The organism is Pelagerythrobacter aerophilus, assembly GCF_003581645.1.
In the GTDB taxonomy this organism is placed as follows: Bacteria; Pseudomonadota; Alphaproteobacteria; order Sphingomonadales; family Sphingomonadaceae; genus Pelagerythrobacter; species Pelagerythrobacter aerophilus.
In genome coordinates this window covers 258,512-274,214 of the sequence record NZ_QXFK01000018.1, presented here as the reverse complement: position 1 = coordinate 274,214, position 15,703 = coordinate 258,512, and the positions used below count along the sequence as shown (strand labels likewise).

Here is a 15,703-nt window from a genome sequence, read left to right as displayed (position 1 = left end):
GACGGAGTCGCCCCGCCAGTCGCGCCGTTGGGGTTTTCCCATTTTGATAACAATTGTGTCGTGGCGGGATGAGGGGATTGTAGCGAAAATCGCAGCCCGCCCACGCCATGCGGAAATCAGGCGATGATATCGGGCAGCAATTCGTCCTCGATCGCCGCGATCTGATCCCGCAGCTTCAGCTTCCGCTTCTTCAGACGCGCGATCTGCAACTGATCCGCCGAGCCCGAAGCGCGCAGGGCATCGATCGCCGCGTCGAGGTCGCGATGCTCGATCCTCAGCGTTGCCAATCGCTTGCGCAGTTCCTGCTCGTTCACCTGAGCCTGCTCCCCTCTGCGGTTCGACGTGCCTCTGCCCGGTCCCGTCGAAATGCGCAATCTCGGGCCTTCGCAAGCGCCTCCGGTTGTGGTTCTATATCACTTGCGCGGCTCGCCCGCGAAGGGCGAGTCGCTCCATGGCTGCAACCAAGGAGAGCCCGATGGTATCGTCCCACGCCAGCGCACTACAGAACAAGCATGCCGGTCTCGAAAGCAGACTTCGCGAGGAGATGAACCGGCCCTCACCCGACGCGGCGGCGATCCAGGCAATCAAGCGACAGAAGCTCCGGATCAAGGAAGAGCTCGCCGAAATCTAGCCCCGGAAGCCGGCAAAAAGGGAGAAGCGGCGCGGGAATCGTTCCAATGTGGCGCGCTTTGTTCTAGGCGGCTTGCATGAGCGCCGCCGCAGCCGCACGCCGCATTCTCACCCGCCTGCACGAGGTCATGGCCTCGCGCCTGCACGCGCAGGGCAAGCTCGACCATGTGGTCGACATCATTGCCGAATCTCTGAATAGCGAAGTCTGCTCGATCTACCTGCTGCGCGAGGGGATGCTGGAGCTGTTCGCGACGCAGGGCCTCAATGCCGAGGCGGTCCACGTCACCCGCATGGCGATCGGCGAAGGTCTGGTCGGAACGATCGCCGACAACGTCGAGACTCTCAACCTGGCCGAGGCCAAGGCGCATCCCGATTTCCAGTACCGGCCCGAAACCGGTGAGGAGAAGTTCCATTCCTTCGCCGGGGTGCCGATCGTCTACCGCGAACGGGCGGTGGGGGTGCTCTGTGTTCAGCACGTCGATCCGCGCCGTTACGAGGACGTCGAGATCGAGGCGCTGCAGACCACCGCCATGGTGCTCTCCGAGCTCATTTCTAACAACGAGCTGATCGACGAGGAGGAGGCGCGCGGCCTCGCCCCGGCCGATACCGGTCCGGCGACGATCTCCGGCCTGCCGCTTGTCAAGGGGCTGGCGAGCGGCGTCGCCGTCTATCACCAGCCGCGGATCACCATCGATCAGGTCATGGCCGAGGATATCGAGGTCGAGCGCCAGCGGGTCTACCGCGCGTTCGACAAAATGCGCGACCAGATCGACAACCTGTCGGACCGCGCCGAGTTCGGCGTCGGCGGCGAGCACGAGGAGGTCCTCGCGACCTACAAGATGTTTGCCTACGACGAAGGCTGGAGCCGGCGGATCAACGAGGCGATCGACGCCGGCCTCACGGCGGAAGCGGCGATCGAGCGCGTGCAGCAGCGCACCCGCATGCGCATGCGCGAGATCGACGATCCGCTGCTGCAGGACCGGATGCACGATCTGGAGGACCTCGCCAACCGCCTGCTGCGGATCGTCTCGGGCCAGCTCGGCACCGCGGCCACGCAAGGCCTGCGCGGCGATGCGATCCTGATTGCCAAGAACCTCGGGCCTGCCGAGCTGCTCGAATACGACCGACGGCGGCTCAAGGGCGTGATCCTGGAGGAAGGCTCGCTCACCGCGCACGTGATCATCGTGGCGCGGGCGATGGGCGTGCCGGTGCTCGGCCGCGTGCGGGGCCTGCGCGGGATCGTGCAGGAAGGCGACTTCGTTCTGCTCGATGCCGACAACGGCACGGCCACGGCGCGCCCGGCGCAGCCGGTGATCGACGCGTTCGAAACGCGCTTCGCCCGCTCGCGTAAGCGGCAGGCTTTCTATGCCGAACTGCGCGACATAGAGCCCTTCACCCGCTGCGGCACGCGGATCGAAGTGATGATGAACGCGGGCCTGCGCGACGACATCTCGACCCTTCCGCTGGTGGGTGCCGACGGCATCGGTCTGTTCCGCACCGAGTTCCAGTTCCTCGTCTCGGCCACGCTGCCGCAGCGCGAACGCCAGTTCCGCCTCTACCGCGACGTGCTCGACGCGGCGGGGGACAAGCCGGTGATCTTCCGCACGGTCGACATCGGCGGGGACAAGGCGCTGCCTTACTTGCGCGAGAGCGAGTTCGAGAACGACGAGAACCCGGCCATGGGTTGGCGCGCGCTGCGCCTCGCGCTCGAGCGGGGCGGGCTGCTGAAGGCGCAGGCCCGTGCGCTGCTGGAAGCGGCGGCAGGGCGTTCGCTCTACGTCATGTTCCCGATGGTCAGCGAACCATGGGAATTCGACGCAGCCAAGGCGGTGTTCGACGATCAGCTCGCGCATTTGCGCAAGCAGAAGAAGATCCTGCCCGAAGCGATCCGCTACGGCGCGATGCTGGAGGTGCCGGCGCTGGCCGAAGTGCTCGATCAGTTCCTCCCGCGCGTCTCGTTCCTGTCGGTCGGGACCAACGATCTCACGCAGTTCCTGTTCGCCGCCGACCGCGCCAATCCGAAGCTCGCCGAGCGTTACGACTGGCTGAGCCCGGCGATCCTCCGCTTCCTGAAGCGCGTCGCGCTGGCGACCGCCGGCAGCGGAGTCGATCTGGGCATCTGCGGCGAGATGGGCGGACGGCGGCTGGAGGCGCTGGCGCTGCTCGGGCTCGGTTTCCGCCGGCTGTCGATCACGCCGGTTTCGGTCGGACCGATCAAGGAAATCGTGCGGCAGATCGACTTGCGCGAACTGGAAAAGGCAATGCAGGGCTGGCTTTCTGCGCCGCCCGAAAACATGCGCGCCGCAATCGCCGAATGGGCGAACGAGCGCGGAATAGAGACCGACTGAGGCTGCCGCGCCAGACGCGTGATCTGCGGCAAACGGCACGCCTGCGTGGACAGGCTGTTCGGCAGGGTGGCGCGCGGCACCCTGTTCGGGTTAAGAAGCGGGCAAGCCGCGCTATTTCGGGTACGCTAGGGACGGCATGTCGGACGAATTGAACGAAGCTCCAGGGGAACTGCCGCTGGACGGGGCAGGGCAACGTTTACGCCGCGCGCGAGAGCAGGCGGGCCTGTCGCTCGAGCAGGTTGCCGCCGAAACGCGCATCCCGCAGAGACATCTCGAGGTGATCGAGCAGGGCGATTTCGGCGCATTGCCGGCGCGCACCTACGCGATCGGCTTCTCCCGCACCTACGCCCGGGCCGTCGGCCTCGACGAAGGGGAGATCGCGCGCGAGGTTCGCGAGGAGCTGGGCGTGCCGAGCGCGAACGAGGTGGCGCGTGCCAGCAGTTTCGAACCCGGCGATCCGGCGCGGGTGCCCAGCCGCGGGCTTGCCTGGTTCAGCGCCTTCGCCGCGCTTCTGCTGATCGGCGGCGGTTTCGCCTATTTCAAGGACTACTTCTTCCCCGGGGCCGGACCCGGCCCGCTGACCCAGCCGCAGACGCAGGGCGCGCAGGGGCCGGCTCAGGCCGCCGCGGCGCCCACGCCGGCCGCGCCCCCGACCCCGACGGGGCCGGTCGTTTTCACCGCGCTGCAAGACGATACCTGGGTCAAGTTCTACGACGCCAATGGCGAGGAACTGATGCAGAAGCAGATGGCTGAAGGGGAAAGCTATACGGTGCCGGCGGATGCCGAAGGCCCGCAGATCTGGACCGGCCGGCCTTACGCCTTCGCAATCACGATCGGCGGGCGGAGCGTTCCCAAGCTGTCCGAGCAGGACGAGATCATTCGCGACGTCCAGGTCAGCGCCGAAGCTCTGCTCGCGCGCGGACAGCCGGCGGCGGAGGGCGGGTAAGCCGAGTACGGTTTCCCCCGATTCACGCGCCGGACACCTCGACAGCGAGGCGTCCTTGCGGCACAGATTTCATGCCATTCAGGCGTTGTTCGGGCACCGGACGCTTGGATGGCCGCGACCTTCAGGGACAGGAGCCAATTCATCATGACCAGCCGAACGAGCCGTGCAATTCTGGGCGCACTGGCGATCGTATCGGTCGGGGCCGCGTCTGCCCCGGCGCTCGCGCAGGACGGGAATGCGGAATCGCGCCTGCGCAAGCTCGAAGCCGAAGTGCGTGCCTTGCAGCGCACCGTATTCCCCGGGCCGAACGGGCGTTTCTTCCAGCCCGAGATCACCGGCGCGGCGCCAGCGCAGAACACTCAGCAGGCGCCGCCGTCGACCACCGCGGTGACCGACATCCTCGCGCGGCTCGACGCGCTGGAGGCGCAGATCCAATCGCTGACCTCGCAGACCGAGAGCAACGCCAATGCGCTGAGCGAGCTGGAAACGCGCCTCTCCGCGCTCGAGGTGACGAATACCGCGCCTGGCGGGCAGGCCTCCGGCTCCAGTGCGCCGCAGCAGAACCTGTCGGTGATGACCGGCGGGGCTTCTGCCTCCGCGCCGCCTCCGCCTCCGCCACCAGCAGCGACACCCGCCGCCAGCGGACCGACTCCCGGACGGCTTGCCGCAGTGCAGGCAATCGCCAAGCCGCAGACCGATGATCCTGGCGACGACGAATATTCGTACGGTTTCCGTCTGTGGGAAGCGGGCTTCTATCCCGAAGCGCAACAGCAGCTTGCGCTGTTCGTGGAGAAGTACCCGCGCCACTGGCGCACGACCTACGGCCTCAACCTGCTCGGCCGCGCTTATCTGGACGACGACAAGCCGGCCGAGGCTGCGCCCTGGTTCCTCAAGAACTACCAGAGCGACAAGCAGGCGGCCCGCGCACCCGACAGTTTGCTCTACCTCGCCGAGGCCATGATCGCCGCGAAGGATACGAGCCGCGCCTGTATCGCGCTGGCCGAATTCGCGGAGACCTATCCCGCGATCGCGGCCGGCCGCCTGTCCGACCAGTACGAAGCGAACCGGAAGAAGGTTACGTGCAATTGATAGGCCGGCCGATCCCGAACGCGTAGCGCGCTTCCGGGCCGATCTCGCGCGGATCGGGCCCGAAGCCGGGCGGCTGGGGCTTGCCGTTTCCGGCGGGCCCGACAGCCTCGCCATGATGCTCCTCGCGCATGCGGCCTTTCCCGGTAGCGTCGAGGCGGCGACCGTCGATCACGGTCTTCGTCCGGAGAGCGCGGACGAGGCGGCCATGGTCGCACGCCTTTGTGCCGAGCTCTCCGTGCCGCATGCCACGCTTCGCGTCGCGGTCGCCGGCGGCAATCTTCAGGACGAGGCGCGCAAGGCGCGCTATGCCGCGCTCGAAGGCTGGGCACGCGAGCGCGGGCTCTCAGCGATCGCGACCGCGCACCATGCCGACGATCAGGCCGAAACACTGCTGATGCGCCTCAACCGTGCAAGCGGCGTCACCGGGCTTGCCGGGGTGCGTGCGCGAACTCATGTGCCGGGCGGCGATCTTGTCCTGCTGCGCCCGCTGCTCGGTTGGCGGCGGGCCGAGCTTCGGGCCGTGCTCGACGTTGCGGGGATCGTGGCCGCGCAGGATCCGTCCAATGCCGATGAGCGGTTCGACCGCGTGCGCATGCGCCAGGCGCTGGCCGGTACGGACTGGCTCGACATCCTCGCGCTGGCGCAAAGCGCCGGTCATCTCGCCGATGCCGACCAGGCGCTGCAATGGGCAGCCGATCGCGAATGGGAAGCGCAGGTAACGGAGCAGGACGGCGGCTATCTCTACCGTCCCCGGGCCCCACGCGCGATTCGCCTACGGGTTCTAGCGAAAGCCATCGGCCTGCTCGGCGGCCTCCCCAGGGGCGGCGGGGTGGCGCAGCTCGACGATGCTCTCACGCGCGGATCGGCTGCAAACTGCGGCGGCGTTGCGGGACGGAGCACGGTCGACGGCTGGCTGCTCGAACCCGAACCGCCCCGGCGAACTCGATAGCCGCCACTCTCATCGTCTCTGCTGCGCAGGGCGACGGAGATGTTAGATAATCGAGTCCCCGAGTTGCATCGTCTCGCCGCGAGTGACGATGACCTTGTCGCCTTTCTTCGCGACTGCGAACAGGCGCTTGGCGAGTTCGTCGGGAATGGCGATGCAGCCGTGGCTGGCGTAGCCGTTCTCCACCACCGAGCCGCCGTGGATCGCGACCCCATCGTTGGTTAGCCGCAGCGTCCAGGGCATCGGCGCGTTGCCGTACTTCTCGGAAACGTTGTGACGCTCCTTGCTGAGAATCGGAAATGTGCCGAGGGGCGTCGGATGCTCGTCGGTGCCGAGCATGGCGGCGGCGGCGCCGATCTCGTAGCCGTTCCGGAAGATCGAGACCACGCGTGCGTCGAGATCGACGGTGACGACCAGCGGCCCGTCGGGCACGCCCTCATCGTCCCAGTGCCACTCGCCGTACTTGATCGGCCCATCGATCGGCAGGATCCGCTTGACGACGAAGGCCTCTTCCTTGGTCGAGGAGGCGGGCGTCAGGTCGGCATTGCCGCCCGGGGTCGCAGGCTCGGCCTCGCTATCGGTCGCATCTTCGGACGTTTCGGCCAGCGCTGCCTCGTCGACAGGGATCGCCTGCTCGAGCGCGGGCGCATTGTCGGTCTCCGGCGCGTCCCGTAGATGGCTCACCAGGGTAGCTCCGCCGAGCAGGAGAACGAGTGCGGCGGTCGCTCCGCCGATCCATTTGAGCATCGGGTCCATGGGCCGGACTTATGCGCCGGGAGTGATACGACAGCCAGTCCGCCGCACGCCGCGTCCCGCAAGGGGACGGCGTTAGCGCGGAGGTTAACGCCCGAGCGCGGCTGCCTCGCGGGCGACTCGCTCGACCTGTTTGCGGTCGGGTGCCCCGCGCGGGGCCACCCAGCTCCCGCCGACGCAGAGCACCGGATCGAACGCGAGCCACTCGGCCGCGTTGTCGAGCCCGATGCCGCCCGTAGGGCAGAACCGACAGCCACCGAACGGCGCAGCAAGGGACTTGAGCGCCGGCAAGCCGCCCGCGGCCATGGCGGGGAAGAACTTGAAATGGGTGAGGCCGAGGTCGAGCCCGCGCATGATGTCCCCGGCGTTGGCGATGCCGGGCAGGAACGGCACGCCGCGGCGGATTGCAGCCTGCGCCAGCGGCTCGGTCAGGCCGGGGGAGACGATGAACTCGCTCCCTGCGGCGAGCGCGTCTTCGAGATCGCGCGGGTTGGCGACCGTGCCTGCGCCGACGATCGCGCCGGGCACCTGCTTCATCGCCGCGATGGCGGGGAGCGCGGCCGGGGTGCGCAGGGTCACCTCGAGCACGGGCAATCCGCCGGCAACCAGCGCTTCGGCCAGCGGCACGGCGTGCTCAAGCTCGTCGATCACGATCACCGGGATCACCGGGGCGGTGCGCATCAGCGCGTCGATATCGGTCATGTCAAAGTCCTGCGGTGGCGAGCATGGCCGAGCCGCCCTGTTCGGCGCCATCGGCGAAATTGCGGAACATGGCGAAGAGCTCGCGCCCGGTGCCTGCTTCGGGCAGCGGATCGGGTACGGGCTCGCGCGCGTCGAGATCGGCGTTGGTCGAAAGCTCGCCGGTCACGGCGCAGACGCGGACCACATCGCCATCGCGCAGCCGCGCCAGCGGGCCGCCGGCGAGTGCTTCGGGCGTGCAGTGGATCGCCGCCGGCACTTTGCCGCTGGCGCCCGACATGCGCCCGTCGGTGACCAGTGCGACGCGGTAGCCGCGGTCCTGCAGCACGCCGAGGACGGGGGTCAGCTTGTGCAGCTCGGGCATGCCGTTCGCGCGCGGCCCCTGGAAGCGGACGACGACGACGACATCGCGGTCGAGCTCGCCCGCCTTGAACGCCTCCGCGACCTCGCGCTGGGTCTGGAACACGCGGCACGGCGCCTCGATCGTCCAGCGCTCCTGCTCCACCGCGCTCGACTTGAAGCATGCGCGGCCGAGATTGCCCTGGACCAGCCGCATGCCGCCGTCGGCCTGGAACGGATCGGAGACAGGACGCAGCATCTCGCGATTGCCGCTCGGGCCCGGATCGCGCCACACGAGCGTGTCGTCGTCGAGCCCGGGCTCCTCGGCGTAGCGGGAGAGATCGCCCTCGCTCACCGTCAGCACGTCGCGATGCGCGAGGCCCGCTTCGAGCAGTTCGCCGATCACGTAGCCCATGCCGCCGGCTTCGTGGAAATGGTTCACGTCGCCCGCACCGTTGGGATAGACGCGTGCGAGCAGCGGCACGACGTGCGACAGCTCGGCCAGATCGTCCCAGTCGAACCGGATACCCGCGGCGCGGGCCATTGCCGGAATGTGGATCGCGTGGTTGGTCGATCCGCCGGTCGCCAGCAGCCCGATCGCGGCGTTGACAATCGCGTTCTCGTCGACGCAGCGGGCGAGGGGGCGGTAGTCGTCGCCCTTATGCCCGATCGCGGCGACCCGGTGCACGGCGGCGCGATCGAGCGCCTGGCGCAGCTTGGTGCCCGGCTGGACGAATGCCGCTCCGGGGATATGCAACCCCATCAGCTCCATCATCATCTGGTTGGAGTTGGCGGTGCCGTAGAACGTGCAGGTGCCTGGCGAGTGATAGCTGCCGAGTTCGCTCTCGAGCAGCTCGTCACGGCCCACTTTGCCCTCGGCATAGAGCTGGCGGACGCGCTGCTTTTCCTTGTTCGGAATGCCGGTGGGCATCGGGCCGCTCGGTACGAATATCGTCGGCAGGTAGCCGAAGCGCAGGGCGCCGATCAGCAGGCCGGGCACGATCTTGTCGCAGATGCCGAGCATCAGCGCGCCATCGTACACGGCATGGCTCAACGCGACGCCGGTCGACAGCGCGATCACGTCGCGGCTGAACAGCGAGAGCTCCATGCCCGTCTCGCCCTGCGTCACGCCGTCGCACATCGCCGGGGTGCCGCCCGCGACTTGCGCCGTGGCGCCGGCTTCGCGGGCGTAGATCTTCAGGCGCTCGGGATAGCGGCCGTAGGGCTGATGCGCCGAAAGCATGTCGTTGTAGGAGGTGACGATGCCGATATTCGGCAATTCGCCGGACTTGAGCTCGGGCTGATCGTGCAGCGTCCCGGCATAGGCATGCGCGAGGTTCGAGCACGAGACCGACCGGCGATCGGGCCGGCTATCGGCCTCGCGCTGCATCAGGTCGAGGTAGGCCGCGCGGCTATCGCGCGAGTTTTCGATCACGCGCTGCGTGACGCGGTGGATGGTGTCGTTGAGGGTCATAGGATCCTCTCCGTTCCTGGGAGGATATGTTCGAAGTTACTCATGCCATGTCACCCCATCGCGCTCTGCCAGCGCGATTGCAGCGCTCGGACCCCAGGTGCCGGCGCTGTAAGGACGGGGGGTGAGGCCCTGTTCGGCCCAGCCGGCGCGGATGGCGTCGATCCATTCCCACTGCGCCTCGACCTCGTCGCGGCGGACGAACAGCGTCTGGTCGCCTTCCATGAGGTCGAGCAGGAGCCGCTCGTAGGCAATCCGCCGCACCGCGCCCGAGAAGGCGTCCGGCATCGAGATGTCGAGCGGCACCGAGCGCAGACGGATGCCTTCGCGGTCGAGCCCCGGCACCTTGGCCATCAGCGAAAGATGCACGTTCTCTTCCGGTTGGATGCCGATGACGAGGCGGTTGGGCTGCATCCGCGCGCCCTTGTCCTCGAAGATCGAGTGCGGAACGCAGCGGAACTGCACGACGATCTCGGTAACGCGCTCGGGCAGGCGTTTGCCGGTGCGCATGTAGAAGGGCACGCCCTTCCAGCGCCAGTTGTCGACGTGCGCCTTGATCGCGACGTAGGTCTCGGTGTCCGAATCCTTGCCCAGTTCCTCGTCGTAGCCGGGGACGGCCTTGCTCTGGATCGCGCCTGCACGATACTGGCCGGTCACCGTTTCGCCTTCGGCCACGCGTCGCAGCGCGCGCAGGACCTTGACCTTCTCGTCGCGCACCGACGTCGCGTTGAAGTTGCCCGGCGGCTCCATCGCGACGAGCGCAAGGAGCTGGAGCATGTGATTCTGCACCATGTCGCGCAGGGCGCCGGCGTCGTCGTAGAAGGCGACGCGTCCTTCGAGGCCGACCGTTTCCGCCACGGTGATTTGAACGTGATCGATGTGACTTGCGTTCCACAGCGGCTCGAACAGGATGTTGGCGAAACGCAACGCCAGCAGGTTCTGCACCGTCTCCTTGCCGAGATAGTGGTCGATGCGGAAAATCCGCTCCTCCGGGAAGGCGGCGGCGACCGCGTCGTTGATCTCGCGGCTGGTCTCGAGATCGACGCCAAGCGGCTTTTCCAGGCACATGCGCACATGCGGCCCATCGAGCCCGGCGTGCTGCAGTCCGCGGATCGTCGGCTCGAACAGGCTGGGGGCGGTGGAGAGGAAGATCGCGATCCCGCGCTCCGGTTCGCCGACCTTGGCGGCCAATTCCTCGTAGCCTTCCAGAGTCGTCGCATCGAGCGGCTGGTAGCTCAGGCGGTTGAGGAACTCGGCCATGCCGCCGCGGCGATTGGCAGGCAGGAACTTCTCGAGTGCGGCGCGCGCGAAGTCGCGAAACTCGGCGTCGCTCAGGTCCGAACGGGCGGTGCCGACGATCTTGAGATCGGGCGCCAGCAGGTCGTCGTGATCCAGCGCGCAGAGCGAGGGGAGCAGCATGCGCTGCGCCAGGTCGCCCGTCGCGCCGAACAGGACCAGACGGTCCGCGGTGAAGCTCATGCGCATATGCCTTTCGCTTTTCGTTTCCCTGTCTAGGAAACCGCGTCCATGCATACCAGTGTGCCGCATACATATTCAGGCTCGCTTGCGCTTTTGCACGGTCTTCCCGATAGGGAACGGCGATGAAACGGCGGCCGACTTCGATCGATGTGGCGGAACGGGCAGGCGTAAGCCAGTCCACCGTGTCGCGCGCGCTCGCCGGGTCCGAAGTGATCACCGAAGCGACCCGCGCGCGGGTGCTGCGTGCGGCCGAGGAAATCGGCTATTTCGTCGACGAGCGCGCCGCCCGGTTGCGGCGCGGCTCCACCGGCACGCTTGCGGTGGTGGTGATCTGCCGCCCGGGGGAGAGCGCCGCGGACATCAACCCGTTCTCCTACATGCTGCTCGGCAGCGTTTGCCTCGCGGCGTCGGAACGCGGGTTCGAGACGCTGGTCTCGTTCCAGGCGCGCGAGGAGCAGTTCTTCGGCCATTACGAGGAACGCGGCTGGGCCGACGGGCTGGTGGTGATCGGCACCACGACCAACCGCGCGGCGTGGGACTATTTCCGCGGGCTCGAGAAGGCGGAGCGGCGGGTGGTCTACTGGGGCTCGCCGTTCGACGATCTCGAATGGGTCCGCTCCGACAACCGCGCGGCCGGGCGGCTGGCGGTCGAGCATCTGCTCGCGCAAGGCTACCGCGCGCCCTGCTTCCTCGGTGCGATCGATTCTCCGCAACACCAGTTCGCCGAGCGCTACGAGGGCTATTGCGACGCGATGCGCGCAGCCGGGCTGGAGCCATGCCTGGTGCCGACGCGCGACGGCGCCACGCGAGAGGAGGAAGGGGCTGCGGCCGTCGAGGCCTGGCTCGATCAGGGGGGCGGGGCGGATGCGATCTTCGCCGCCTGCGACGCGATGGCACTGGGCGCGCTCGAGGCGCTTAAGCAGCGCGGCGTGGCGGTGCCGGGCGAAGTAGGGGTCGCCGGCTTCGACGACCTGCCCGCAGCGCGCTTCGCCCAGCCGACTCTGACCACGATCGCCCCCGATCCGGCCGCCGCCGGCTCGTTGCTGGTCGACGCCCTGTTCAACGCCGGCGACGATGCGCCGCTGCGGCGAGTGCCGGTGTCGCTGACTGTGCGAGGCAGTACGGCGCGATAGCTGGCGATCCTTCCCATTTGGCTTCACAAAGTGGGGGGATATTAACCCTTACCCATGCGCCCCGAATTCGTTGGCGATGGCGGTGGTGATCCGCAGGCTCAGCGCATGCGCGCGTTCGATTGGGGCGATGAACTCGTTCTCGATCGCGGCGTAACCTTCCGATCCGCGGTCCGGGTAGTCGGACGGTTCGTCGAGCACATAGTCGGAAGGTGCCGGGAAGTGCGTCGGGAAGGCGCGGCGGAGCTGGGCCAGCGCTTCGTCGATGCGCAGCGTCAGCACCATCTCGATCACGTCGCCGCGGCTGATGTCGTTGGCGCGGCTGAAGGCCGGGACCGAAACCGCGCGCAGGAACATGAACTGCAGCAGCGCCATGCGCAGCGCCTGGAGCACACCGATCCGGCGGCGGACCTGCTCGCGGTTCTCCATCGGCGCTTGGTCTGGCAACAGATCGAGCAGGCGGTGGAGCTTGAGCGCGTCGATCCGCAAGCGCGAGGCGAGACGGCGGAATACCCCCGCGCGGTCGTCCTTGACCAGGTATTCGGCCAGCGCCGCGCAGGCCCCGGCGATATGGCTCTCGGTCCCGCGATAGGTTCGGCTCGCCCAATAGGCGGAGTTGAACAGCTCGCCGTAGGCTGCGACGGTCTTGATGCTGCCGAGCGCGTTGGACGCTCGCACGAGGCGGACGAGTTGCCGGCCGCGCGGGCTTTCGGCGAGCAGCCCGGCGATTTCCTCGCGGTTCCCCTCGGCCGCGCTGCCCACACCGGCAATCACGTTCACCGGGTAGCCGAGCTGCTGCAGGACGGCATTGTGCGGGATCGCACGGATCTGGCGCAGGCTCATCTCGCGATCGGAGGACAAGTCCGACTGCCGGCGCGAGACGCGGCTGCCGGTCGTGTTGAGCAGCCCGAGCCCGAACGCTGTCACGGCGCGGCTGTAGGTGCGGCTCTCGAGATGCTCGTGCTGGTGGTCACGGATCGCGCGGTAGAAGTCGAGGCTGATGTCGGTGCGGCGGTAGAACGGATCGGGCGGGGCATCGATGTCGGTCTCGGCCGGGCGCAGTTCGGCGATCCGGGTCAGCGTCGCCAGCGCGAGTTCGGGATTGGCGAAGAACAGATAGCCGTCGCCGCCCTGGAAGGTGACTTCGGGCTCGATCCGGATGCCCGCGCGGGCGAAGCGCCGCCGTGCCCAGGGCGAGAGCGGCCATTCGAGCCGGTCGGCAAATCCGCCCGGGTGCGCGCCGCGGCCCATGCTTTCGCCGTGCGTGTCGAAGATCAGCGCGGCCACGTCGGTCAGGTCGTTGGCGGCCATCGCGTCGGCCAGCCGGCCTTGCAGCCGCTCGATCGCGAGGCTGGCCGGAATCTGTCCGACGAAGCGCCCCGCGTCGGAGAAACCGGTCTGGATGCAGACCCGCCCGCGCCGCCGCGCGTAGTCGCGGTATATCTCCTCGGCCAGCAGCGCGTCGAGGAAGCGGCCGCCGTGCTCGAGTGCGGTTTCCGTCTCGAACAGGGGCGAGACGTCGACTTTGTCCTCCACCCCGAACAGCCGCGCGAAATAGAGCGCGGCGAGCACGGTCGCCGGCTGCTCGCACTCGGCGACGAGCATGCGGATCGGTGCGTCGGCGTCGATGTGGCGCAGGATCTGGGCCATCGCTAGGAACTGGCGGATCGCGGTAGAGCTCTCGATCGCGAGCGCGGCGAAATTGCTCCGCAGCGGGGTCGCCTCGGCGATCAGCATGCGCAGCGTGGCGAGCGCGCCCTGGCTCGACAGGTCCAAGTTCTCGCCGTCCTCCAGACGGCCGCGGATCGCGTTATGGAGCTGCTTGGCGTTCACGCGGAAGTGGATTCCGCCCATGCCGAGCCCGTCGGCCCGCATGGCGGCGGCGAGCGTCTTGAGCGCCACCGCGCGGTCGTCGTCCTGGTCGGCCGCTTCGCGTTCGAGCGCATCGATCAGCGGGGCGAGCGACAGCAGCTTGGCCGGGTGATGGGCGGTCAACCGATTGGCTGCGGCCGAAAGCGCTCCGGCTTCGTCGAGCGGTTCCGCGAACGCCGCCGCACATTCGGCGGTATGAGTCTGCGCGGGGCGCAAGGTATCGAGCAGCGGGTGCGTCGGGTCGATCGCGGCGAGGGTATCGGCATAGCGCCCGAGCCGTTCGGCCTTCTCGGCCAGGCGGAACCCGATCGAGGTGTGCCAGCCGATGTCGGTCCGGCCGTCCATGTCGTAGCCGACCCAGGTGGCGAAGCGGAACGGAACTGGCGAAAACGCGTGCCACTCATCCGCCCAGCGCTCGCGTGCGGTGCTCAGCAGGTGGCCCACGATACGGTCGCGCGCGTCCTGCGCGCGGGCGAGCGCCGCCATGGCCTGCGCATGCTCGAACGCCAGCGTGATCGCCGGCCGCTCGGCGGGCGCGGCACAGGCGCTTTCCCCGATCGCGCCCTCGCTCGCGGCGGTGGATGCGACCGCCTGGGATTGTGCGGGGGAGAGCAGGAACGTCGGGTGCGCGGTGAAGACCGCGTGGAGCTGCGGGCGCTCCCATGCCGCGCGGAAATCCGCGAAGCTCCCGGCGTCCAGACAGGCGGCGAGAGCGTCCTCGTTCGCCTGCGGCCCGACCGGCGCGACCAGCCGCCGGAGCCGCCCGGCACGCGTCATCAGCGCATCGCACTCCAGCTCGGCGATCAGTCCCTCGGCGCCGGCGAGGTCGAGTTCGCCGCTCTCGAGCATGCGCGATAGCTCGAGCGAGAGCTGAAACACGGGATTGAACAGCGGCGATTCCTGCGTCTGCCGGTGCAGCACGGCAAGGCGGTCTGCTAGCTGGGCGACAGTGGTCATTGGCTTATCCCATGTTCGGCAACGAAGGCGGCGGCGGCACCGAACAGGCCGGGCTGCGGGTGGACGATCAGCTTGACCGGGATCGACCCCATCAGGCCGGCGAAGCGGCCCTTGGCGCGGAACCGGTCGGCAAAGCCGGAGGTGAGCAGCGTCTCGCGGATGCGGTAGCCGAGCCCGCCGGCGATCACCACGCCGGCGAACCCGCCCTGGACCAGCGCGATGTCCCCTGCGACCGAGCCGAGCGAGAGGCAGAACCGGTCGACCGCGGCGGCCGCGAGGCTGTCTTCCCCGCTCATGCCCTTGGTCCAGATCTCTACGTCGTCGGACTCGGGCACAGAGCGGCGCTCCATCGCGGCGAGCGTCTGGTAGATGTCGACGATCGCGGGGCCGGCGACCACGCGCTCCACCGAAACCCGCGTGTGGCGCTTGCGCAGCCGGGCGAGGATCGCGTCCTCGATCAGGTCGAGCGGTGCGAAGTCGGCGTGGCCGCCTTCGGTCGCCTGGACGCGGTACTGGCCGCCGGAGCGCCAGAGATGCGCCACGCCGAGGCCGGTCCCCGGACCGAGCACGCTGATCGTCCCGTCCGATCCAAGCGGCTCGTCGGGGCCGGTCAGGTGCAGGAACTGGTCTTCCGGCGCGCGTGCCACGGCGTGGGCGACTGCTTCGAAGTCGTTGACGATGCTGTAGCGTTCGACGCCCAGCTTGGATTTCACCAGCGCCGGGCGGATGATCCAGGGATTGTTGGTGAAGCGGATCACCTCGCCGCCGACGGGACCGGCGATCGCCATGCTCAGCGCGTCGGGCAGCGTGCCGCCCTGGCGCCGGCGGAATTCCTCCCAGGCCGTCTGAAAGCTGGCGTGATCCTCGGTGTGGAGCGTCTCCGGCTCGCTCAGCGATATCGCACCGTCCTCGCCGATCGACGCGATCGCGAAGCGCGCATGCGTGCCGCCGATATCCACCACGACCAGGTCCATCGCTCTCCTCCCGCTTTCGTCTCCTGCCAAAGTGCTAGCAGCCGCGCCGCGTCATGCCCACGCGCCGCAT

14 protein-coding genes are annotated in these 15,703 nt (G+C 68.3%); 6 read left to right on the top strand and 8 right to left on the bottom strand.

Features of this window, described 5'->3' with window-relative positions:
- Window positions 1-116: 116 nt before the first annotated feature.
- Window positions 117-314, bottom strand: coding sequence for a YdcH family protein (locus tag D2V04_RS12075; RefSeq protein WP_119513928.1), 198 nt, complete (start codon window positions 312-314; stop codon window positions 117-119).
- Window positions 315-451: 137 nt separating this feature from the next.
- Between D2V04_RS12075 and D2V04_RS12070 the strand changes: the two genes are divergently transcribed.
- The 4 genes from D2V04_RS12070 (at window position 452) to D2V04_RS12055 (ending at window position 5,013) form a co-directional block, all read left to right on the top strand.
- Complete coding sequence (locus D2V04_RS12070; RefSeq protein WP_407672100.1) at window positions 452-631, top strand: YdcH family protein; 180 nt, start codon at window positions 452-454, stop codon at window positions 629-631.
- Window positions 632-707: 76 nt separating this feature from the next.
- Complete coding sequence (gene ptsP / locus D2V04_RS12065; RefSeq protein WP_119513927.1) at window positions 708-2,978, top strand: phosphoenolpyruvate--protein phosphotransferase; 2,271 nt, start codon at window positions 708-710, stop codon at window positions 2,976-2,978.
- A 136-nt stretch (window positions 2,979-3,114) separates the two neighbouring features.
- Window positions 3,115-3,924, top strand: a complete 810-nt coding sequence (locus D2V04_RS12060) for a helix-turn-helix domain-containing protein (RefSeq protein WP_119513926.1) — start codon at window positions 3,115-3,117, stop codon at window positions 3,922-3,924.
- A gap of 144 nt (window positions 3,925-4,068) precedes the next feature.
- Complete coding sequence (locus D2V04_RS12055; protein WP_119514268.1) at window positions 4,069-5,013, top strand: tetratricopeptide repeat protein; 945 nt, start codon at window positions 4,069-4,071, stop codon at window positions 5,011-5,013.
- Here the strand turns inward: D2V04_RS12055 and D2V04_RS17955 are convergent.
- A complete protein-coding gene (locus tag D2V04_RS17955; protein ID WP_182849747.1) occupies window positions 5,000-5,143 on the bottom strand; it encodes a hypothetical protein in 144 nt (47 codons plus the stop codon). The two genes, D2V04_RS12055 and D2V04_RS17955, sit on opposite strands and share 14 nt — an antisense overlap.
- Between D2V04_RS17955 and tilS the strand changes: the two genes are divergently transcribed.
- Window positions 5,129-5,962 (top strand): tRNA lysidine(34) synthetase TilS, encoded by an 834-nt coding sequence (gene tilS, locus D2V04_RS12050; protein WP_228766410.1) that lies wholly within the window; start codon window positions 5,129-5,131, stop codon window positions 5,960-5,962. The two genes, D2V04_RS17955 and tilS, sit on opposite strands and share 15 nt — an antisense overlap.
- A gap of 42 nt (window positions 5,963-6,004) precedes the next feature.
- On the opposite strand, the gene D2V04_RS12045 is transcribed toward tilS, so the two are convergent.
- The 4 genes from D2V04_RS12045 to zwf all read right to left on the bottom strand — a co-directional run bounded on the left by D2V04_RS12045 (window position 6,005) and on the right by zwf (window position 10,700).
- The gene (locus D2V04_RS12045) at window positions 6,005-6,715 is read right to left on the bottom strand and encodes a L,D-transpeptidase family protein (protein WP_119513924.1); all 711 of its coding nucleotides are present in this window, start codon (window positions 6,713-6,715) and stop codon (window positions 6,005-6,007) included.
- An 84-nt stretch (window positions 6,716-6,799) separates the two neighbouring features.
- Window positions 6,800-7,414 carry a bifunctional 4-hydroxy-2-oxoglutarate aldolase/2-dehydro-3-deoxy-phosphogluconate aldolase gene (gene eda, locus D2V04_RS12040; RefSeq protein ID WP_119513923.1) on the bottom strand — a complete coding sequence of 205 codons (615 nt, stop codon included), beginning with the start codon at window positions 7,412-7,414 and terminating at the stop codon, window positions 6,800-6,802.
- 1 nt (window position 7,415) lies between these two features.
- A complete protein-coding gene (gene edd, locus D2V04_RS12035; RefSeq protein WP_119513922.1) occupies window positions 7,416-9,224 on the bottom strand; it encodes a phosphogluconate dehydratase in 1,809 nt (602 codons plus the stop codon).
- Window positions 9,225-9,260: 36 nt separating this feature from the next.
- Window positions 9,261-10,700 (bottom strand): glucose-6-phosphate dehydrogenase, encoded by a 1,440-nt coding sequence (gene zwf / locus D2V04_RS12030; RefSeq protein WP_119514267.1) that lies wholly within the window; start codon window positions 10,698-10,700, stop codon window positions 9,261-9,263.
- Window positions 10,701-10,822: 122 nt separating this feature from the next.
- Here zwf and D2V04_RS12025 point away from each other — a divergent pair, with 122 nt between their 5' ends.
- Window positions 10,823-11,833: a LacI family DNA-binding transcriptional regulator gene (locus D2V04_RS12025; protein ID WP_182849746.1), complete on the top strand. Its 1,011-nt coding sequence runs from the start codon at window positions 10,823-10,825 to the stop codon at window positions 11,831-11,833.
- A 48-nt stretch (window positions 11,834-11,881) separates the two neighbouring features.
- Here the strand turns inward: D2V04_RS12025 and D2V04_RS12020 are convergent, their stop codons facing one another.
- The gene (locus D2V04_RS12020; RefSeq protein WP_119513921.1) at window positions 11,882-14,659 is read right to left on the bottom strand and encodes a phosphoenolpyruvate carboxylase; all 2,778 of its coding nucleotides are present in this window, start codon (window positions 14,657-14,659) and stop codon (window positions 11,882-11,884) included.
- Window positions 14,656-15,633 carry a glucokinase gene (gene glk / locus D2V04_RS12015; RefSeq protein WP_119513920.1) on the bottom strand — a complete coding sequence of 326 codons (978 nt, stop codon included), beginning with the start codon at window positions 15,631-15,633 and terminating at the stop codon, window positions 14,656-14,658. The genes D2V04_RS12020 and glk overlap by 4 nt, the downstream gene beginning before the upstream one ends.
- Between the last annotated feature and the right edge of the window lie 70 nt (window positions 15,634-15,703).